General features: G+C 44.8%; 20 protein-coding genes, 1 tRNA gene and 2 pseudogenes. 20 read left to right on the top strand and 3 right to left on the bottom strand.

What is annotated here, in order from left to right; genetic code table 11:
* The first annotated feature begins 15 nt into the window (after window positions 1–15).
* The 13 genes from cydA to AK966_RS01165 all read left to right on the top strand — a co-directional run bounded on the left by cydA (window position 16) and on the right by AK966_RS01165 (window position 11,097).
* Window positions 16–1,602 carry a cytochrome ubiquinol oxidase subunit I gene (gene cydA, locus AK966_RS01225; protein WP_099078637.1) on the top strand — a complete coding sequence of 529 codons (1,587 nt, stop codon included), beginning with the start codon at window positions 16–18 and terminating at the stop codon, window positions 1,600–1,602.
* A 17-nt stretch (window positions 1,603–1,619) separates the two neighbouring features.
* Entirely contained in the window at window positions 1,620–2,756 is a 1,137-nt protein-coding gene (cydB, locus tag AK966_RS01220; RefSeq protein WP_099078638.1) for a cytochrome d ubiquinol oxidase subunit II, read from the top strand.
* A gap of 12 nt (window positions 2,757–2,768) precedes the next feature.
* Entirely contained in the window at window positions 2,769–2,876 is a 108-nt protein-coding gene (cydX, locus tag AK966_RS01215) for a cytochrome bd-I oxidase subunit CydX (protein ID WP_099078639.1), read from the top strand.
* The gene (ybgE, locus tag AK966_RS01210) at window positions 2,869–3,171 is read left to right on the top strand and encodes a cyd operon protein YbgE (RefSeq protein ID WP_099078640.1); all 303 of its coding nucleotides are present in this window, start codon (window positions 2,869–2,871) and stop codon (window positions 3,169–3,171) included. The genes cydX and ybgE overlap by 8 nt, the downstream gene beginning before the upstream one ends.
* Before the next feature lie 171 nt (window positions 3,172–3,342).
* Window positions 3,343–3,762: a tol-pal system-associated acyl-CoA thioesterase gene (gene ybgC / locus AK966_RS01205; RefSeq protein ID WP_099078641.1), complete on the top strand. Its 420-nt coding sequence runs from the start codon at window positions 3,343–3,345 to the stop codon at window positions 3,760–3,762.
* Complete coding sequence (gene tolQ / locus AK966_RS01200) at window positions 3,752–4,450, top strand: protein TolQ (protein WP_099078642.1); 699 nt, start codon at window positions 3,752–3,754, stop codon at window positions 4,448–4,450. The genes ybgC and tolQ overlap by 11 nt, the downstream gene beginning before the upstream one ends.
* 3 nt (window positions 4,451–4,453) lie before the next feature.
* On the top strand, window positions 4,454–4,897 hold the full coding sequence (gene tolR / locus AK966_RS01195) for a protein TolR (RefSeq protein ID WP_099078643.1): 444 nt from the start codon (window positions 4,454–4,456) through the stop codon (window positions 4,895–4,897).
* A 13-nt stretch (window positions 4,898–4,910) separates the two neighbouring features.
* Window positions 4,911–5,978 (top strand): cell envelope integrity protein TolA, encoded by a 1,068-nt coding sequence (gene tolA, locus AK966_RS01190; RefSeq protein WP_119463392.1) that lies wholly within the window; start codon window positions 4,911–4,913, stop codon window positions 5,976–5,978.
* Window positions 5,979–5,991: 13 nt separating this feature from the next.
* A complete protein-coding gene (gene tolB / locus AK966_RS01185) occupies window positions 5,992–7,344 on the top strand; it encodes a Tol-Pal system beta propeller repeat protein TolB (protein WP_099078645.1) in 1,353 nt (450 codons plus the stop codon).
* 33 nt (window positions 7,345–7,377) lie between these two features.
* Window positions 7,378–7,899, top strand: coding sequence for a peptidoglycan-associated lipoprotein Pal (gene pal / locus AK966_RS01180; RefSeq protein WP_099078646.1), 522 nt, complete (start codon window positions 7,378–7,380; stop codon window positions 7,897–7,899).
* 15 nt (window positions 7,900–7,914) lie between these two features.
* A complete protein-coding gene (gene ybgF / locus AK966_RS01175) occupies window positions 7,915–8,670 on the top strand; it encodes a tol-pal system protein YbgF (RefSeq protein WP_099078647.1) in 756 nt (251 codons plus the stop codon).
* A gap of 203 nt (window positions 8,671–8,873) precedes the next feature.
* Window positions 8,874–9,935, top strand: a complete 1,062-nt coding sequence (gene nadA, locus AK966_RS01170) for a quinolinate synthase NadA (RefSeq protein ID WP_119463391.1) — start codon at window positions 8,874–8,876, stop codon at window positions 9,933–9,935.
* A 118-nt stretch (window positions 9,936–10,053) separates the two neighbouring features.
* Entirely contained in the window at window positions 10,054–11,097 is a 1,044-nt protein-coding gene (locus AK966_RS01165) for a potassium channel family protein (protein WP_099078649.1), read from the top strand.
* A 126-nt stretch (window positions 11,098–11,223) separates the two neighbouring features.
* Here the strand turns inward: AK966_RS01165 and AK966_RS01160 are convergent, their stop codons facing one another.
* Window positions 11,224–11,835: a YecA family protein gene (locus AK966_RS01160; protein WP_099078676.1), complete on the bottom strand. Its 612-nt coding sequence runs from the start codon at window positions 11,833–11,835 to the stop codon at window positions 11,224–11,226.
* A 506-nt stretch (window positions 11,836–12,341) separates the two neighbouring features.
* Between AK966_RS01160 and AK966_RS01155 the strand changes: the two genes are divergently transcribed.
* The 3 genes from AK966_RS01155 (at window position 12,342) to AK966_RS01145 (ending at window position 14,558) form a co-directional block, all read left to right on the top strand.
* Window positions 12,342–12,791, top strand: a complete 450-nt coding sequence (locus AK966_RS01155) for an L-alanine exporter AlaE (protein ID WP_099078650.1) — start codon at window positions 12,342–12,344, stop codon at window positions 12,789–12,791.
* A gap of 143 nt (window positions 12,792–12,934) precedes the next feature.
* Window positions 12,935–13,022: transfer RNA gene (locus AK966_RS01150), tRNA-Ser, on the top strand.
* Window positions 13,023–13,334: 312 nt separating this feature from the next.
* Window positions 13,335–14,558, top strand: coding sequence for an integrase arm-type DNA-binding domain-containing protein (locus AK966_RS01145; RefSeq protein WP_119463390.1), 1,224 nt, complete (start codon window positions 13,335–13,337; stop codon window positions 14,556–14,558).
* A 52-nt stretch (window positions 14,559–14,610) separates the two neighbouring features.
* Here AK966_RS01145 and AK966_RS01140 read toward each other — a convergent pair whose 3' ends face one another.
* Together AK966_RS01140 and AK966_RS01135 are read right to left on the bottom strand one after the other, a co-directional pair.
* Window positions 14,611–14,994, bottom strand: coding sequence for an AlpA family transcriptional regulator (locus AK966_RS01140; RefSeq protein ID WP_119463389.1), 384 nt, complete (start codon window positions 14,992–14,994; stop codon window positions 14,611–14,613).
* A gap of 117 nt (window positions 14,995–15,111) precedes the next feature.
* The gene (locus AK966_RS01135) at window positions 15,112–16,368 is read right to left on the bottom strand and encodes a tyrosine-type recombinase/integrase (RefSeq protein ID WP_119463388.1); all 1,257 of its coding nucleotides are present in this window, start codon (window positions 16,366–16,368) and stop codon (window positions 15,112–15,114) included.
* A 348-nt stretch (window positions 16,369–16,716) separates the two neighbouring features.
* On the opposite strand from AK966_RS01135, the gene AK966_RS01130 reads away from it, so the two are divergent.
* The 4 genes and pseudogenes from AK966_RS01130 (at window position 16,717) to AK966_RS20390 (ending at window position 19,001) form a co-directional block, all read left to right on the top strand.
* A complete protein-coding gene (locus tag AK966_RS01130) occupies window positions 16,717–17,091 on the top strand; it encodes a hypothetical protein (protein ID WP_119463387.1) in 375 nt (124 codons plus the stop codon).
* A gap of 70 nt (window positions 17,092–17,161) precedes the next feature.
* Window positions 17,162–17,814, top strand: a pseudogene (locus tag AK966_RS20040) (helix-turn-helix domain-containing protein); the annotation flags it as partial.
* An 87-nt stretch (window positions 17,815–17,901) separates the two neighbouring features.
* A pseudogene (locus AK966_RS01120) lies at window positions 17,902–18,342 on the top strand (IS5 family transposase); the annotation flags it as partial.
* Window positions 18,343–18,509: 167 nt separating this feature from the next.
* Window positions 18,510–19,001 (top strand): very short patch repair endonuclease, encoded by a 492-nt coding sequence (locus AK966_RS20390; RefSeq protein ID WP_119463386.1) that lies wholly within the window; start codon window positions 18,510–18,512, stop codon window positions 18,999–19,001.
* The last annotated feature ends 12 nt before the right edge of the window (window positions 19,002–19,013 follow it).

The raw sequence follows: 19,013 nt of genomic DNA, 5'->3' as shown, positions 1-19,013 counted from the left end.
CACATAGGAGTTACCATGATTGACGTAGTTGATCTATCGCGGTTGCAGTTTGCACTGACAGCGATGTATCACTTCCTATTCGTACCATTGACCCTTGGTATGGCCTTCCTTTTGGCCATTATGGAATCGATGTACGTAATGACGAACAAGCAAATCTACAAGGACATGACCAAGTTCTGGGGTAAGCTTTTTGGTATTAACTTTGCCCTTGGTGTGGCTACTGGCCTTACCATGGAATTCCAGTTTGGTACGAACTGGTCTTACTACTCCCACTATGTAGGGGACATCTTCGGTGCGCCACTGGCGATCGAAGCTTTGGTCGCTTTCTTCCTGGAGTCCACTTTTGTTGGTCTATTCTTCTTCGGGTGGGATCGTCTATCTAAACGTCAGCACTTGGCGGTAACCTGGCTGGTTGCGTTGGGCTCTAACTTCTCTGCACTTTGGATTCTTATCGCTAACGGTTGGATGCAAAACCCAGTGGGTGCGGAGTTCAATTTTGAAACCATGCGTATGGAAATGGTGAGCTTTGCTGACGTGGTGCTAAACCCAGTGGCACAGGTGAAATTTGTTCACACTGTGGCATCAGGTTATACCTGTGGTGCAATGTTTATCCTTGGTATTAGCTCATACTACCTAATTAAAGGTCGTGATATCGCATTCGCGCGTCGTTCATTTGCCATTGCTGCATCTTTTGGTATGGCAGCAATCTTGTCTACCATCGTCCTTGGTGATGAATCAGGCTACGAGCTTGGTGAAGTTCAAAAAGTGAAACTGGCGGCAGTAGAAGCTGAATGGCACACAGAGCCAGCACCGGCGGCGTTTACTCTGTTTGGTTTACCAAACCAAGAGACAATGGAAACGGACTACGCTATCAAGATCCCTTACGTAATGGGCATTATCGCGACACGTTCATTCGATGAGCAAGTAACAGGCCTGCGTGAGCTACGTGATGACCACGTAGATCGTATCCGTACTGGTATGTATGCGTATGAGCTATTAGAGAAACTGCGTGCGGGCGACAAGTCTGAAGCGAACATGACAGCGTTTGATGAAGTGAAAGGTGATCTAGGTTACGGTCTACTTCTAAAACGTTACACTGACAATGTTGTTGATGCGACTGAAGATCAAATCCAAGCTGCGGCGGATGATTCTATTCCGACAGTATGGCCTCTATTCTGGTCGTTCCGCATCATGGTGGCGTGTGGCTTCATCATGCTATTCGTATTTGGTGCGGCATTCGTTCAAACATGTCGTCAGAAAATCGAACAGAAACAATGGGTTCTTAAAGCCGCACTATTCAGTATTCCACTACCTTGGATTGCTATTGAAGCAGGTTGGTTTGTTGCAGAATACGGCCGTCAGCCGTGGGCTGTAGGTGAAATCCTGCCAGTTTACGTCGCGGCGTCAGCACTGACCGCGGCTCAAATCTGGACGTCACTATTTGCAATTCTAGCGCTTTACACGGTATTCCTGATTGCAGAAGTATACCTAATGGTGAAATTCGCACGTAAAGGTCCAAGTAGCCTAAAAACAGGCCGCTACCACTTCGAGCAAAATGCTGACTCTGTTGAAGACAAAGTTAGCCGCCAAGTAGAAGCGTAAAGCAAGGAGATAACAAGATGTTTGATTACGAAATCTTGCGACTCATCTGGTGGGTACTGATCGGTGTTCTACTAGTTGGTTTTGCAATTACAGATGGTTTCGATATGGGTGTGGGCGCGCTTGTACCTATTATCGGCAAAAACGACACGCAACGTCGTGTCATGATTAACTCAATTGCTCCGCACTGGGATGGTAACCAAGTTTGGCTTATCACCGCTGGTGGTGCATTGTTCGCCGCTTGGCCTTTGGTTTACGCGACATCGTTCTCAGGTTTCTACCTAGCGATGATCCTCACTCTGGCTGCACTTTGGCTACGTCCAATTGGTTTGGACTACCGTTCAAAAATTGAAGACAAAAAATGGCGTAATACTTGGGATATTTGTATCTCAATCAGTGGCTTCGTTCCACCAATCATCTTTGGTGTGGCGTTTGGTAATCTTCTACAAGGTGTACCATTCCAGTTGAACGATTTCCTGATGCCAACGTACCACGGTTCATTCTTTGGCCTACTAAACCCATTTGCTCTGCTATGTGGCCTAGTTAGCTTGTTCATGATCCTGATGCAAGGTGCGACTTGGCTACAAATGAAGACCACTGGCGAAGTACACACACGTGCTCGTAACGTAGCTCAGCTTACTGGTCTACTAACAGTGGTTGCTTTTGTTGTGGCTGGTTTCTGGATCCAAAATATCGACGGTTACGTAATTGTGGGTGGCATCGATACAGCGGCACCATCAAACCCTCTGAATAAAGAAGTGATTCGTGAGGCAGGTGCGTGGATGAAGAACTTTGAAAATTACCCTCTACTGTGGGCTGCGCCGGTATTAGGCATGGCAATGCCGCTGCTGGCTGTGTTGGCATCACGTCTAGAAAAGTGTGGTTTGGCGTTCTTGACTTCAAGCCTTGGTAACGCCGGTGTCATCTTTACTGCTGGTTTTGCTATGTTCCCATTCATCATGCCGTCGGATCTTGTACCAAGCCACAGCTTAACGATGTGGGATGCAACATCATCGGAATTGACGTTAAACCTAATGACAGGTGTTGCGTTTGTCATGGTTCCAATCATCCTTGCTTACACGTCTTGGACTTACTACAAGATGTTTGGTCGCCTTGATGACAAGTTCATTGAAGAAAACAAAAACTCACTTTACTAAGGGGCATTGACTATGTGGTATTTCGCGTGGATTCTAGGTGTACTACTTGCTTGTGCATTCGGTATCATCAATGCTCTTTGGTTAGAGCACACAGAAATGATGGATGAAGACAGTGAGTAATCTCGCTGACAAGGTAGCAAAGTTACACGCCCCAATGGATAAGACTCCCTTGAGAGTCTTATCTCTAATCCTCGGTTTGATGCACGTAGGATTGGTGATGTGGGATCCTGATGCTTACCATCGAGCAATTGGTGGCTTTAACGCAGTGATCGTTCCGGCAATGATTTGGGCAATGTGCTCAAGCATGGTGTATGGGGTGGGCTTCAAGCCGAAAAAATGGTACTGGCAAGTGTTGTTTAGCCCATATTTTTCACTCGCTATCTTAATTTATCTGACTGCACTGTATTTCATGTAGACGTTACACTCAACAATGCAGTTGGTTACTAAATCATCGAACAAAAGCCAAGCGCTTCGCTTGGCTTTTATTTTTTCTACAAAAATCAAAAATATTCTATTAGCTTAGTACCAATTATGGCCGCTTCAGTTATAGTGATTGCTTTAAAGAATTGAATGTATTGGAACTCCCTTGCTAGGCACAACAAATCCCTTCCGCTGGCCGATCACCGTGTATTATGAAGATACCGATGCGGGTGGCGTTGTATATCACTCAAATTATTTAAAATTCTTTGAACGTGCACGCACTGAAATGTTGCGTGCAAAAGGCATTTCTCAACATGTGTTATTGGAACAAAACATAGGCTTTGTTGTCCGACACATGGATATCGATTTCAACCAAGGGGCTAGATTAGACGAGCATTTGACCGTTCTAACCCGAGTGTCAGAAATAAAACGTGCGTCCCTGCAATTCTGTCAAGAGTTAGTCAATGATGAAGGCAAAACATTGTGCAAGGCAATTGTTAAGGTAGCATGTATCGATAATAAGAAAATGAAGCCAATAGCTATTCCATCATTGATAAATTCGGAGCTAACAAATAGTGACTGCTGATATTTCCATTTTAGACCTCTTTCTTCAGGCCAGTCTGTTGGTAAAGCTTGTGATGCTAACCCTACTAGGTATGTCAATCGCATCATGGGCAATGATCATTAAGCGCAGCAAAGTACTGTCTCAGGCATCGAAAAGTGCGGAGTCGTTTGAAGATAAGTTTTGGTCGGGCACTGACCTTTCTCAGTTATATCAAAAAGTGAAAGGTCGTAAAGACGACATTGAAGGGACAGAAGAAATCTTCTACGCAGGATTCACTGAGTTTGCCCGCTTACGTAAGAGTAACGCAAACTCTCCTGCTTACATCATGGAAGGCACCGGTCGTGCAATGCGTGTTGCGGTTGCTCGTGAAGTTGATGAACTGGAGACCAGTTTACCTTTTCTCGCAACAGTGGGTTCTATCAGCCCATACATCGGCCTGTTTGGTACGGTGTGGGGGATCATGCACGCATTTATCGCGTTAGGTGAGGTAAAGCAAGCGACCCTTTCGATGGTTGCGCCAGGTATCGCAGAAGCACTTATCGCGACAGCAATGGGCCTGTTTGCCGCGATTCCTGCCGTGATGGCTTACAACCGATTAAGCAACAAAGTGAGCAAGCTTGAGCACACCTACGCCACTTTCTCTGAAGAATTCCACAGCATTTTGCACCGTCAAGCAATGGCGGGTCGAGACAGCGCAAGTAAGGAATAAGTCATGGCGGGTTACCAACCTAAAAAGCGCAAAATGACAGCAGAAATCAACGTTGTTCCATATATCGACGTTATGCTTGTATTGCTGATCATTTTCATGGCGACCGCACCATTTGTCACTCAAGGGGTGGATGTTGATCTTCCAAAAACATCCACCGCTGAATCCATGCAAGAACTCGCAGGTGATACAGACAGTAGCTTCATCATTATTGAAATTGATCGTGACGGTAATTTAGGCCTAAGCGTGAATGATGAAGAGATGCAACGTGGTCTGTCATTGCAAGATGTGATTGTGCATGTGAAAGCTGAACGTTCTATCAAACCTGATTCTCCCGTTGCAGTTGGTGGTGATGCGGCAACTCCGTATGCCGACGTGGTCATTCTACTAGATGAGTTAAGTCGTGCTGGCATTCCTAAAGTGGGTCTGATGACTGATATCAGAGAATAGACATCGAATATCTATGAAAGATAACAAGAAGAAATCCAAAGAATACGCCAAACCGATAGCAATATCGGTTGGTTTGCATGCGATTCTTGTTGTGGCTCTGCTTTGGGGGACAGACTTTACCATGTCTAAGCCTGAGCCTACAGGACAGATGGTTCAGGCCATCGTGATTGACCCAAAACTTGTTCAGCAACAAGCGAAGGAGATTCGTCAGCAACGCGAAAAGGCGGTCAAAAAGGAGCAAGACCGTCTTGATAAACTAAGACGCGAAGCTGAGCAGCTTGAAAAAAATCGTAAAGCAGAAGAAGAACAGATTCGTAAGCTTAAAGAGCAGCAAGCAAAAGATGCGCAAGCCGCTCGTGAAGCCGAAGTTGCTCGCAAGAAGAAAGAACAAGAACGCAAGGCAGAAGAAGAACGGACTCGTAAAGAGAAAGTGCGAGCTGCAAAAGCGGAAAACGAACGTAAAGCCAAAGAAGAGGCAGTGCGTAAAGCGGAGCAGGAGCGTTTAGCCAAAGAAGCGGCGATAGCGAAAGCCGAGCAGGAGCGTGTTACACGTGAAAAAGCCGCGAAAGAAGCGGAAGAGAAAGCGAAACGTGAACGTGAAGCTGCAGCAAAAGCCGAGCAAGAACGCATCGCGAAAGAAAAGGCAGCCAAAGAGGCTGCTGAGAAAGCACGCAAAGAAAATGAGCGTCTTGAACGCTTAGAACGAGAACGCAAAGAGCAAGAAGCGGCGCTGAACGATATTTTTTCTGGCCTTGAAAGTGAGGCGAGTCAAAACAGTGCCGCACGTAACCGTTTTATTGACGATGAGCTCTCTCGCATGTCATCTATCTATACTCAAAATATTCAGCAAAGGTTGATTAAGGATGACTACCTGTTGGGAAAAGAGTGTAGGGTAAACATCAGACTGCTCCCTACAGGAACAGACATGATGGTGGCGGGCATTACCGTGTTAGGTGGCGACTCTCGCGTATGTGCCGCGGCGAAAAGTGCGATTGCGCAGGTAGGGACTTTCCCTAAATCGTCAGAAGATGCGGTCAATGAAAGACTAAAAGATATCAACTTAACTGTTGCTTTGGACTAAAAGGAACTGAGACGTGATTAAACGCCTTTTACTAGGAATGTTTGTACTGCTTGGCAGTCTTACGAGTGTAGCTCACGCTGCATTAGAGCTGGTGATTACCGATGGTATTGATTCAGCACGCCCCATTGCTGTTGTTCCATTTAAATGGGAAGGCAGTGAACCACTTCCAACCGATATTTCTGCTGTAATTGCTTCCGATTTACAACGTAGCGGTAAATTCAGCCCAGTACCGACGAACAAAATGCCACAGACACCGTTTAATGAATCGGAGGTGAACTTTGATGCATGGACAAACTTAGGTGTTGACGCGCTACTGACGGGATCAATTGCGAAAAATGAGCAAGGTAACTACGTGGTGAATTACCAGCTTGTGGACGTTGTGCGTGGTCAGTTAACAGGCGGACAAAGCAAAGCGTTAGGCGGGGATGGTGAGTTAGTGCTGTCTAAAGATCACGTGTTGTTCAACAAGGTGGCCACCCTTGAAGGCCCGCGTATGCGAGAGTATGCTCATCGTATTTCCGACCTAGTATATGAACAGCTAACCGGTGAGCGTGGTGCGTTTATGACACGTATCGCTTACGTGGTCGTGGACGATAAAGATCGCTTCCCTTACCAATTGCGTGTTGCTGATTATGACGGTTACAACGAGCGTTTGGTGCTGCGTTCTAAACAGCCACTGATGTCGCCAGCATGGTCGCCAGATGGTCAAAAACTTGCTTATGTGAGCTTCCAGAATGGGCAGGCGGAAATTTTCATCATGAACATTTACACTGGCGAACGTGAAAAAATAACGTCATACCCTCGCCATAATGGCGCACCAAGATTTTCGCCGGACGGCAGCCAATTAGCTTTGGTTCTGTCAAAGACGGGGTCATTACAGGTGTACACATTGGATCTAAAAACTCGCAAGTTGACGCAAATTACGAGTGGCAGATCAAATAATACCGAACCTTTCTGGTATCCTGATGGTAAATCGTTAATTTTCACATCGGATAGGGGTGGTAAACCACAGATTTATCAAGTAAATTTGGACAGCGGTTCGACTAGCCGTTTGACGTGGCAAGGCAGTCAAAACTTAGGTGGTCAAATTACACCAGATGGCCGATTCCTCGTCATGGTGAATCGCAGTGACTCAGGTTTCAATTTGGCAAAACAAGATTTGGAAACAGGCGCGCTTGAGGTATTAACAAAAACGTTGCTTGATGAGTCACCGAGTATTGCCCCAAATGGTGGCATGGTTATTTATAGCTCGATTTACAATAAGAAAAACGTACTATCGATGGTGTCAATTGATGGTCGATTTAAAGCGAGATTACCAGCAACAAATGGGCGCGTGAGAGCGCCAGCATGGTCACCGTTTTTGTAGTAACAAGTTTGATTTTTAATGAAGGAAAATAAGATGCAACTGAACAAAGTTCTCAAAGGACTACTAATCGCGATTCCTGTAATGGCTATGACTGCGTGTAGCTCAAGCGATGACGCAGCTTCAAGTACTGGTGCAGCAACTAACACTGGTAGTACAGAAACGACAGTAGTGACTCCGATCGATCCAAATGGTCAACTTACGGAGCAAGAACTTAAAGAGCAAGCGCTACGTGAAACTCAAACTATCTACTTCGCATTTGATAACTCTACCATTGCCGGCGATTATGAAGAGATGCTAGCGGCTCATGCTTCTTACCTAAGCAAGAATCCAGCACTTAAAGTAACTATCGAAGGTCATGCCGATGAGCGCGGTACCCCTGAGTACAACATCGCACTAGGCGAGCGTCGTGCACAAGCTGTTGCAAACTACCTACAAGCGCTAGGTGTTCAAGCTGATCAAATCGCTATCGTTAGCTACGGTGAAGAGAAGCCACTTCTTCTAGGTCAATCTGAAGATGTTTACGCTAAGAACCGTCGTGCGGTCCTAGTATACTAATTCGAGGTAAACCTCATGTTCAGTAACACTAAGCGCGCTGTTACGCTTACGTTGCTGGCAAGTGCAGCGAACTTCGCGTTCGCTGCACCGGCCCCAGTATCAGATCTCAACAGCACATCATCATTATCTACTCGATCTTCTTCCGAAACCGATATCGAGCGTTTAGAGCGCTTGCTGCAAAATCGCAACCGCGTTCAGCTTCAAATGCAAGAGCAAATTGACCAAATGTCACAAGAGATCAGTGATCTTCGTGGTCAGTTAGAGCGCAATAGCTACGAAATGCAGCAAATGTTGCAACGTCAACGTGAGTTGTTTGTGGAGCTTGATCGCCTGCGTGGTGAAATGAAAACTGCGCCAGTGGAACCGAGTAAACCAGCAGAAACCGTTGGTAAGTATACATCGAACGCCGATGAACAAACGGCTTATCAAAACGCGGTCGATCTTATTCTTAAAAAGCGTGACTACGCGGGTGCGATTGCAGCGTTCACACAGTTCCAAAAGGACTACCCGGATTCCACTTACTCAGCAAACTCTCACTACTGGCTTGGCCAGTTGTACTTTGCTAAGAAGCAAGATAAAGATGCGGTAAAAAGCTTTGCCGCTGTGGTCTCTTACAAAGACTCAAACAAACGTGCAGATGCATTAGTTAAGTTGGGCGATATCGCAGAACGTAACAACAATGCAGAGCAGGCGAAGAAATACTACCAGCAAGTGGTGGACGAATACGCTGGCAGTGCTTCAGCCAAAGTCGCCAGTTCAAAGCTGAAATAGTATTGATAAAAAAGAGAGCTTACGCTCTCTTTTTTGCTTAGTTGGGTTACCTTGTGATCCCTGTTCCTTCCGTAAATGGAAGAATTGTTATGTCTAACAAAGATATAAGGTTAGGGTGACAGAAATTCTTGTAACGGGTTGGTTTTTAAAAATTAACAAGGTTACAATGTACGGATTAAAGGAAGTTGCGTAGAGCAAGAGCAATGAGCCATATACTAGACAAAATTGATACCGTTTACCCATTCCCACCAAAACCAATTCCATTAAGCGAAGAAGAAAAAACGTTTTACATTGAGCGTATTAAGAAACTGCTTAAAGAGAAAGATGCGGTACTTATCGCGCACTACTACACCGATCCTGAGATCCAAGCATTGGCGGAGGAAACGGGCGGTTTTGTTGGCGATTCGTTAGAGATGGCGAAATTTGGTAATCGTCATCCAGCAAGCACATTAATCATCGCTGGCGTTCGCTTTATGGGCGAGTCTGCAAAGATCTTAACACCTGAAAAACACATTCTAATGCCAACATTAGATGCAGAATGTTCACTTGATCTTGGTTGCCCGGCGGACAAGTTCAGCGAATTCTGTGATGCGCACCCTGACCATACCGTTGTTGTATACGCCAATACTTCTGCGGCTGTTAAAGCTCGTGCTGACTGGGTCGTAACGTCAAGTATCGCTCTTGAAATCGTTGAACACCTAGATGCAGAAGATAAACCAATCATTTGGGGCCCTGACCGTCACCTAGGCTCGTATATTGCGAACAAAACTGGCGCAGACATGTTGCTATGGCAAGGTGAGTGTGTGGTTCACGATGAGTTTTCGGCTGATGCGCTGCGTAAGATGAAGAGCGTTTATCCAGACGCCGCAATACTAGTGCACCCTGAGTCCCCTGCTAGTGTGGTTGAGCTTGCCGATGCTGTGGGCTCGACGAGTCAACTCATCAAAGCAGCGAAAGCGTTGCCTCATCAGCAAATGATCGTTGCAACCGACAAAGGCATCTTCTTTAAGATGCAGCAGCTTGTTCCAGAAAAAGAATTGATTGAAGCACCAACTGCAGGTGCAGGTGCGACATGTCGTAGCTGTGCACACTGTCCTTGGATGGCGATGAACGGCCTTAAAGCAATTGAAAAAGCGTTGAGTGAAGGTGGTGAAGAGCATGAGATTTTCGTGGATGAAGCACTACGTGTGAAATCGCTTATCCCACTGAACCGTATGCTAGATTTCGCTGAGCAGCTCAACATGCAAGTGAAAGGCAACGCTTAAGCATTTGTAAATTGTTAAGTTAAATCTCAAAAACCAGCCGAATATGGCTGGTTTTTTTGTTTCTTACAATCAATGGGTTAGTATTTAGTTATCGCAATTAGAAAGGAATCGGAAACGTATGGCAGTGTGGCTAGTACTGAAAAAGTGGTTAAGCACCCATTTTTTCAAATTGAGCAACCGAAACCTTCTCGTCATCAGTGGCGCTTATATTACCATCTCATGGTTGTTGTTGGCTCTTGCTGGAGAGCGCGCACTGACGGATAACTTCGCAAACTTCATCTACTACTTAATGGTCACCGCTTCAACGGTGGGTTATGGTGACCATTCACCGGTCACTGATATTGGCAAGTGGGTAGTCGTGTTGTTTATTATCCCGGGTGGTTTGAGTTTATTCGCTGCTATTTTAGGGCGAGTAGCAGGAGGGGCGATTGATTATTGGCGAGCAGGGATATTGGGTAAACGGAGAGTAAAAGTGGAAAATCATATCGTATTATTGGGTTGGAATGGCGCACGTACCATGCACCTTATCCGTATGTTGCAGCATGAAGAGGAAGGCAAGCGCCCAATCGTGTTATGCAGCCGCTCAGACATAGAAAACCCATTACCGGGTGAGATTGGTTTTATCAAGGTGAACAGTTACACCGATGCGCAGGAGATGAAGAACGCTAACATCACCAGTGCCAACTGTATCATTGTTGATAACCTAAGTGATGATATTACCCTCTCGGCCGCTTTGTATTGTGCCTCCGTGAATCCTGACGCACACTTGCTCGCCTACTTCAAAGACGAAGCACTAGGCCGATTGCTCAGTCAGCATTGTCCGAAAGCCGAGTGTATCCCCGCCGTTGGTGCAGAGATGTTGGCAAAAGCGGCGGTCGACCCTGGCTCAAGTGCGCTGCATCAAGAACTGTTAGCCTCGACCCGAGGAATGACGCAATACTCAGTGATTTATCCAGAAAACCAACCACCGACAAGCGTAGAAACGATCTTCGGATTTATTAAGCAGCGTCATCAAGCCACATTGATTGCGGTTGATCTTGGAAATGGTATCGAACTGAACCCTGATCTAGAGGCAGCAGTACCAGCCAATACCAAGTTGTTTTACATTGCAGACGAGCGTATTGAAGATTTCTCTTGGACAGACATGAACAAAGACAAATAATGCATATCGTTGCCAACCTGTTGGCCGTTGGTTAGTGAAGCAAGGTATGGCGTGTTACGTTCCACATTTATTTCAACGTGATCAAAAAAAAGCTCTCCTAGGCCTAGGAGAGCTTTTTAGTTGTGATTATTGATCTTCAGCGAGCGTCACACCACGCTGAGTCAGACCGCTAAGCATCATTGGTACTGCATTGAAGATCTCTTCAAATTGCTCTAAACCTTCTATGCCTTGTTCTGCAAGTGCCGCGATGGTGGTTTCTGGATCGTAAAGCATGGTCAGAGAAAGAAGAACCCCCCCAAGCAACGCGTTGTCTTCGCTGTCTTCCGGCATCAGTGTTTCCCAATCATCACGAGCAAGTTGCCAACCTTGAAGCACACCCTCGCAGAAATCACGAGTGGTTGCAGAAATAATGTCTTGCTCATCCAAAGTACAACCTTCAGGCCACTGCCAAGACCCGTCAAGAAGCGCAGGACGTGCCTGGTTCCACATTTGTACGATCTCATCAATGTATTGTTCTAGTTGCTCGCCATCAGAAAATGGCGCAGTTTCTTCTCCGCCCCACAGAAATGGTAGCCACTCTTGAGGCATCAATACGTTTGGTGCTGACGCCATCGCTGTCACGAAGCCCTGAGTTTTCGCCAGGTTTAGTAGTTTTCCGTCAAGCTCTGGAAGAGAAAGAATATCTTGTAGTTTCAAAATAAAATACCATTTGTTAATGGATTGGTTGATTGCGCTTATCTTACCAATCAATCAGGCATAAATCGATATACCTATGCGACTCCAAAGGGTAGGGGGTGTTTAGATTTATGTAAATTAGCCCTTCACTTGGAAATCCCCCCTCTTGCTCTGATAGCTAGTGCTTCACTGTCTCTGCAATTATCTAGGCTGCCGGTTTTCGCCGAATCTCATCTCCTGGTTAGCATAAGTGTGCTTATTTGAATGACTATGGCCATATATTCTGCCATCAATCTGCATGTTTTCATTGGCTAACTCATTTGGAAAGTAAAAAAATTACGTTTTTAAGCTTTATTTTAGGCCGTTTCATGGCTGATTTTGCTAGTGCTGGTGAGATTCTCTATCTTAATGGCTAAATGTGGTTATTAATTTACAACTTAACAATTAAATTGGTTATTTAAACTGAATAACTTGTGATTTAATAGTCTCAACAACTACATAGGCCTTATGGTGTAGTAAGTTATCTTTTGTTTGCCATGTATGTTGGTGTTTGATGTTAGAGGTTGTAAATGAAGTCGCGTGGACCATTTTGTATTCGTAATGCTGCAGCGGATACTTTTGCTATGGTGGTGTTTTGTTTTATCACTGGGATGGTTATTGAAATTTTGATTTCGGGTATGACGTTTGAACAGTCCCTAGCATCGCGTACATTGTCTATTCCAGTAAACATCGCGATTGCTTGGCCTTACGGCATGTTCCGCGATTGGGTGCTGCGGCAAGGTAAAAAGGTATCTCCTTCGTCTGTTATAAAAAACGTGTCTGATTTAGTGGCGTATGTATTGTTCCAGTCACCGGTTTACGCAGGTATCTTATTTGCCGTTGGAGCATCAACGGAGCAAATTATCACTGCCGTCGCTAGTAATGCAGTGGTGTCTTGTGGCATGGGAGTACTTTACGGCTACTTCCTCGATCAGTGCCGTCGTTGGTTCCGTGTGCCGGGTTACTATCAAGGCGCGTAATTGTCCCACTTTTGCTCAATTTAGCTAGATAATGAGCAAACAAACGAAAAAGGGTGTTTTTTTTATATTTAGCCTTGACCATCAGGCACATAATCATTAAATTAGCGCCTCGTTAGCCAATGATGCTAACCACAATTTGATTCGGTGAGTTGTCCGAGTGGCTGAAGGAGCACGCCTGGAAAGTGTGTATACGGCAACGTATCGAGAGTTCGAATCTCTCACTCACCGCCACATTCCCTCAAAAAGACGTCCTAGGACGTCTTTTTTGTTTTATAAATCAAATAATTACCCATCATTAACGTCCGTACGCCTCAACTAAATCCACGCATTTGATGTATAAGAAAATGTATAGTTTACTTTCCTAGTCGACAGCGTTATACATTTTTTTCGAGAAATCGTATACCAAACGTATACAACGAAAGGGCGAGTTAGAATACGGTAACGTTTTGGTTTACATCTCGTTTCTTCGAAAAAACGTATAACGAAAATTGAGCTCAATGAAGTCAGAAAAAGTTATACATTTTTGATAGAAATGAGGCGGCTATGAAGCGAAAGTTAACAAGTAAATTTGTTGAAAATGCCAAGGTCACAAACGGCAAAGATTTTCAAAGATTCAGCGACGGTGATGGACTGACTCTGGTTGTGAGGGCCTCGGGAACCAAAACGTGGCAATTTCGGTTTGTTAAGCCCGACGGACGGGATGCAAATCTAGGGCTAGGGCGCTACCGAGAGATCACGTTGTTGGATGCACGCAAAACCGTAGCGGAATTTAGAAAACTCAGAGCACAAGGCTTAGATCCAAGTGTGGTGCAGCGCAATCGCAAAATAGAATTAAAACGTAGCGCCAGTAATACGGTTAAACAAATAGGTGAGATGTGGCTAGAAAAAGCGGCTACACGCGTTGTGCACAAAACCGCTGAGGGTTATCGGCAAAAGCTCAATAAACATATTTACCCTAAATTAGGCTCTATCCCGGTTTCCGAAATCAAGGCTGCGATGCTGATTGATGCGATGCGAACGCTGGAAAAGAAAGGGAAGTTGGAGACAGTGACTCGTACTATCGCGCTGTTTCGTCGGCTCATGAACTATGCCGTAAATAATGAATACATTGACCATAATCCGATAGGTAGCATGGCTGACGTATTTGAGAAGCCCAAGCGGGGTAATTTTGCTTGTATTGATATCAGCGAGTTGCCCGACTTATTGACCATGGTCGTACAGTCGACGATGCGACCCGCCAATAAGTTGCTTTTCGAGTTCCAATTGCACACGCTCACTCGCTCTAAAGAAGCTACCGGTACTCGTTGGGAAGAAATCTCTTTTGAGGAGCAAATATGGTACTTGCCAGCGGAGCGTGCGAAAAATAGGTTAATGCATAAAATTCCTCTTACACCCGAGGTTATCGCTATTCTGAAAGCTGCTAAGCATCTATGTCGCGGCAGCGAGTACGTATTTCCTTCAAGAAACTCTCTAAGAAAGCCTGTGCATAGTGAGACGGTAAATGCTGCTTTTAAAAGGATGGGGCTGGGAGGGAAGATGACATCCCACGGTACGCGTTCGCTCGGCAGTACAACACTCTATGAGCGCACAGACTTTGAGTCGGTAGTTATAGAAGCGCTGCTTTCTCATACCGACAGAGATGGTATTCGGGATGCCTATAACCGCAATAAGTTTTTTCAGAAAAGAAAACGTGCGCTAGAGTGGTGGAGCAAACATATTGTGGGCTTGACGCATGGTCTAACAAGTTACTCAACTATCGAGTTGTAAGCAAAATGAAGTAAAGTAAAGGGCACTACAGGTATAGTGCCCTTGGTTTTTATTAGGCTATCTCGTCTAAGCCACTTTGCAAAAGAGTGTCGTTGATTTCGCTCAACAGCCAACCGGAAGCCCTTTTGCCCAGTTTGATAGGGCGTGGCAAGTTACTTTTCTCTATTTGAGCGTAAATATGTGATTTGGAGACGTTTAAGATACCGGTCAGCTCTGACAGTCTGATCACGCGTTCTTTCTCAATTTCACCTTGATAGTGTTTGCAACCCTCTCTTGTGTTTATCACGTTACAAAGCCAAGTGAATACGTCGTCTTTTTTGTAGAGCACCAGATTACTTAGATATGGACTGTCAATTTTCTCGGGAAAGTTCGGCAACTTGGCTATCGTTCCTTCCGAAATAGACAATATTTCGCTAATTTGATGCTTTGTGAACATATCAATAAATTCCAATTTCATTAATAAGAGAGTGGTGAAATAAATGAGAGCTAGACACAAAAGCTCATGCTAGCGCTCGGTAACAGATATGGGATTGGAGAAGTTAGGCTGCTTTTCCTAAGATGGTAAAAGTTTGAGTCGTACGAGCTCATTTTCAACAACATCAGTGCAGCTGCAATCTTTTGTGATTTCTTCGTACATGTTTCCCCAACGCTCGAGGACATCGCGACGCTTGCTTATAAACTTACTGCGATTGTAGATTTCTCGAATGTGATCTTTATCTGTGTGAGACAGTATCATTTCGATGATAAATGATTCAGTGATGTCGAGCTCTTCGTGCATTTCGCTACTGAAAATAGAACGAATACCGTGTGCTGACATTGTCCCTTTTAGGCCCTTACTTCGAAGCAGTTTTCCTAAAGCATCTTTACTAATCGGTTGATTTAGAGTCAAACGAGGAGAAGGAAAAATATAAGTACTTCCATTCGAGACGATCTTAGCTAGCTTCAAAACTCGCTGAGCTTGGGATGACATTGGAATAATGTTTTTAAGACCATTTTTTGAAAGCGAGGCTGGGATTGTTATAGTCATATCGTCAAAGTTGACGTTGTCCCAAGTATTTTGCGTTGCTTCTTGAACACGCTGTGATGTTAAAAATAGATAATCCCAAATCAATTTTATTTGTAATGAGCAATCTGAGTTAGCTATAAGTGTGTTAATAGCAGAGAGCTCTTCAAACTCCACAGAGGCATGTGCTTTCGTTTTATGTCTGATGAGAAAGTGTCCAATTTCGCTGAAATCAATCTCATCAATTCCATAGCGCAACTTTCCAATATAAAAAGCACGACTGAGTAGTGAAATTACTTTTCGATGTTGGGATTTATATCCTTGGCGATCCATGGCTCTTGCAAAGTCGTAAGCAGGCTCTGCAGTAAAGGATGCAATAGGTATCGCTCCGATAGATGCATTAAAGAGGTATTTTTTCGCGCGGTTAAGCTCACTTTTATAAGTATTTTCTTTCCAAGTCGGACGCTTTTCTTCCAGGTACTCAGCGATTAATTCAGCGACAGTTGTCGAGCTTTTGCCAAGGATCTTATTTAGGACATATTTCGGTTCTTTGCCTTGGTGTCTTTCTTCAGTCAGTGTCTCACGTAGTTTTCTGGCTTCTTTCAGACTGACAGAATCAAGCGAGCCCAAAGTTAGAATGGTTTCTTTACTGTTCAAGCCTTTAATCCTCATATGCCAAACCTTGTGGCCAGTCGGGTACAGCATTAAAGCGAGACCACCCCCATCGTATAACCGTCGTGATTTGCCCCCCGGAGGACATGATGCATTTTTAATAGTGATAGCAGTAAGCAAATTTTTTTTAGACATGAGGCTCCCTTTTTTTGTGTTTTGATCGTTGACATATGTACACGTAAAGAGATTCGGGAACTTATCGGGGTCATATTTTTGCGTAATTTCTCGAGAAAATAGTGTTTTGATAGCTTGACTGGACGGATGTGTTTAGGTTTGGTGAAGGCCGCATGAACAGAGCTAATGCTTATTGTAAAATATAAACAGATATACGACCCAAGTGTGTTTGGGCTCGGTGTGATGATCGTCTTTTTTTGTGTTTCAACAGATTTTAAAAACTATCCGCATCTACTTATTACAAGAGTCCATCGACGCACATCACGCGATGTGACGAAACATGAATTTTAAATCTGTAAGGAGAAGATCATGGAAAAAGACTCAAATGACCAACAAGGATTGGTCAATGCCACACAACAAGCAGAGCAAAGGCCATATGGCATTGCTGAACCATTAACAGATGATGCTTCGGTGAAAGCAGAGCCTGCTGTGAACGAGGAGTTTTTACGATTCTATTCAACTTATCCTAAACATAGGAGGATGGATGTATTAGATGCGGAAAGTGCTTGGAATAAAGCTGAATTGTCTGATGAAGAAGTCATTGTTTTACTCGATTGGTTGAGAGAAAGGCAGGAAGAAGACCCGTCATGGCATCCGCGGGCTACAGGTATGTATGTGCCCAAGCTTGATAGTTTTCTCAAAAAGCGCTGGTGGCTAAGTCCAAAGGCTCGCATGAGACCATAGATAGTAATTGTTCTCGATTATTGTTTTAGTTACGAACGGACGCCATTTGCGTAGGAGGGCGGTGGCAGTCCACTTTTCGCAAATGCAACGAGCCTGTGAGGAGTTTGGGATAGGAATTATCTTCGCAAATTCCCCCAGATAAGGGGTGTATAGAGCAGTCCTTCTTTACCTTCCAAGATCGGCTAGTACCAGAACTTCGACTGCATAAGATCACAGATATGGAAAGCGCAAATCGGCATTGACTAGAGGAGTTCATCCCCAATTACTGGGCAAAAAACGTAAAAGCTTACGCTCGGCCTTTAGGCGTTTACCTGATGATTTAGATCTCAACACAATCTGAGCGCAGAAAGAGTATCGCAAGATACGACAAGACCATACGTTCAGCTTTGACAATAAGATGTACGTCATCGACTCGCTCGTTCGTTATTCGTTCGTAAACCAACAAGTAGAAATCCGTTGTCAGTTCGATGGTACATTCTATGCTTATTTTGGTCACTGTCGGCTCGATATAGCGGAGCTCGTTATGCAGTGAATACGGCAAAGACGTTCAGCGGGAAATAGAAGCGTTAGAGCTAGTTGAACAGTTGGGAAGTATATCTCAAGCAGCCCATATCCTCGGTTGCTCCCGTCAATCTCTACACCTATCAGAAAATAATGGCTGAGGAAGGACTGGTGGGTCTGAAGCTGATTAATAAACCCCTCAAACGCAGTAAGAATCGCATACTAGAGCAGGCTTTGTTGCTTCAATCGATGGAACTAAATCAAGAAGCTGCGACCTGATCAGCTACATCCATTAAGCGTTGTAGCGTCATGTTCCAACCTCGTTACAAAACAACAAATTGGAAACTGTACAACAAAGCGCTCATAAACCGTGGCTCTCTGACCCTTTGGATTGATGAGGAAGCGATCGCCGAGTGGAAGCAAAACAAACAAGGCAAGCGTGGTAGACCACGCCGATTCAGCGACTTAGCCATTACTACCGAACTAATGGTAAAACGAGTTTTCTCTATGCCATTCAGAGCGCTTCAAGGTTTTATAGACTCATTATTTAAACTGGCTAACATCCCGCTTGTAAATCCGCATTACACCTGTATAAGTGGCCTAGCTAAGGAAGTTGAGGTTTTATTTAAAACCAAAACCAGAGTAGCAATACAACATCTGGCGATTGATACCACTGGTCTAAATGTTTATGGCGAAGGTGAATGGAAGGTCAATAAGCATGGTACAGACGGGAAGCGTAGAGTCTGGCGTAGTCAGATGGCTGGGTTCACTAGATACGGTGAAATAGCACCTGATCCGGAGTGAAGGGCATACAAGAGCCGACAGCCGTTGTAAAAGAGCAGACTAGTTGGCTTTGATTTTCTACCCCATACTTTATTTGAAAGAGTTTAGAAGGTAATTGCTACGAGTACTGTCCCATGCCCGATATGTCACAATTCCCATCCAAGGACACAAAGCTTGAGGTTGGACTGAGAAAGCTGATTTTTTCTCGGGGCCTCCGTTATCGGCTGCATGTACGGAACTTGAAAGGGTCTCCAGACTTAGTGTTCCCCAAATACAAGGCTGTGGTATTTATCCACGGCTGTTTCTGGCACTGCCATGAAAACTGTGCCATAGCTCATATTCCTAAAACTAACGCCCAATTCTGGCAGGCCAAGTTCAAGCGTAACCGAGCGAGGGACGAAGAGGCTCGCGTGTGGCTTAGGGATCATGGCTGGAGAGTTCTGACTATCTGGGAGTGTGCTGTTAGAACCCCCAGATATTTCAGTCTCGACGACCTGTTAGATTTTGTAGAGTGCTGGCTTGCCGGAAATGCTCACTCTTGCGAGCTCGTGGGCGCTGAACCGTTACCTTTGCTTCGTATTGATATAAGCTGCCGTTGTTGTTCACCCTTTAATGGGCGTAGATAGTAAAAGCTTTGT

The sequence above is a fragment of the Vibrio sp. PID23_8 genome (genome assembly GCF_003584965.1).
GTDB lineage: Bacteria > Pseudomonadota > Gammaproteobacteria > Enterobacterales > Vibrionaceae > Vibrio.
Note: the sequence above shows the minus strand (reverse complement) of the source record. Positions and strands in the feature narration are given on the sequence as shown.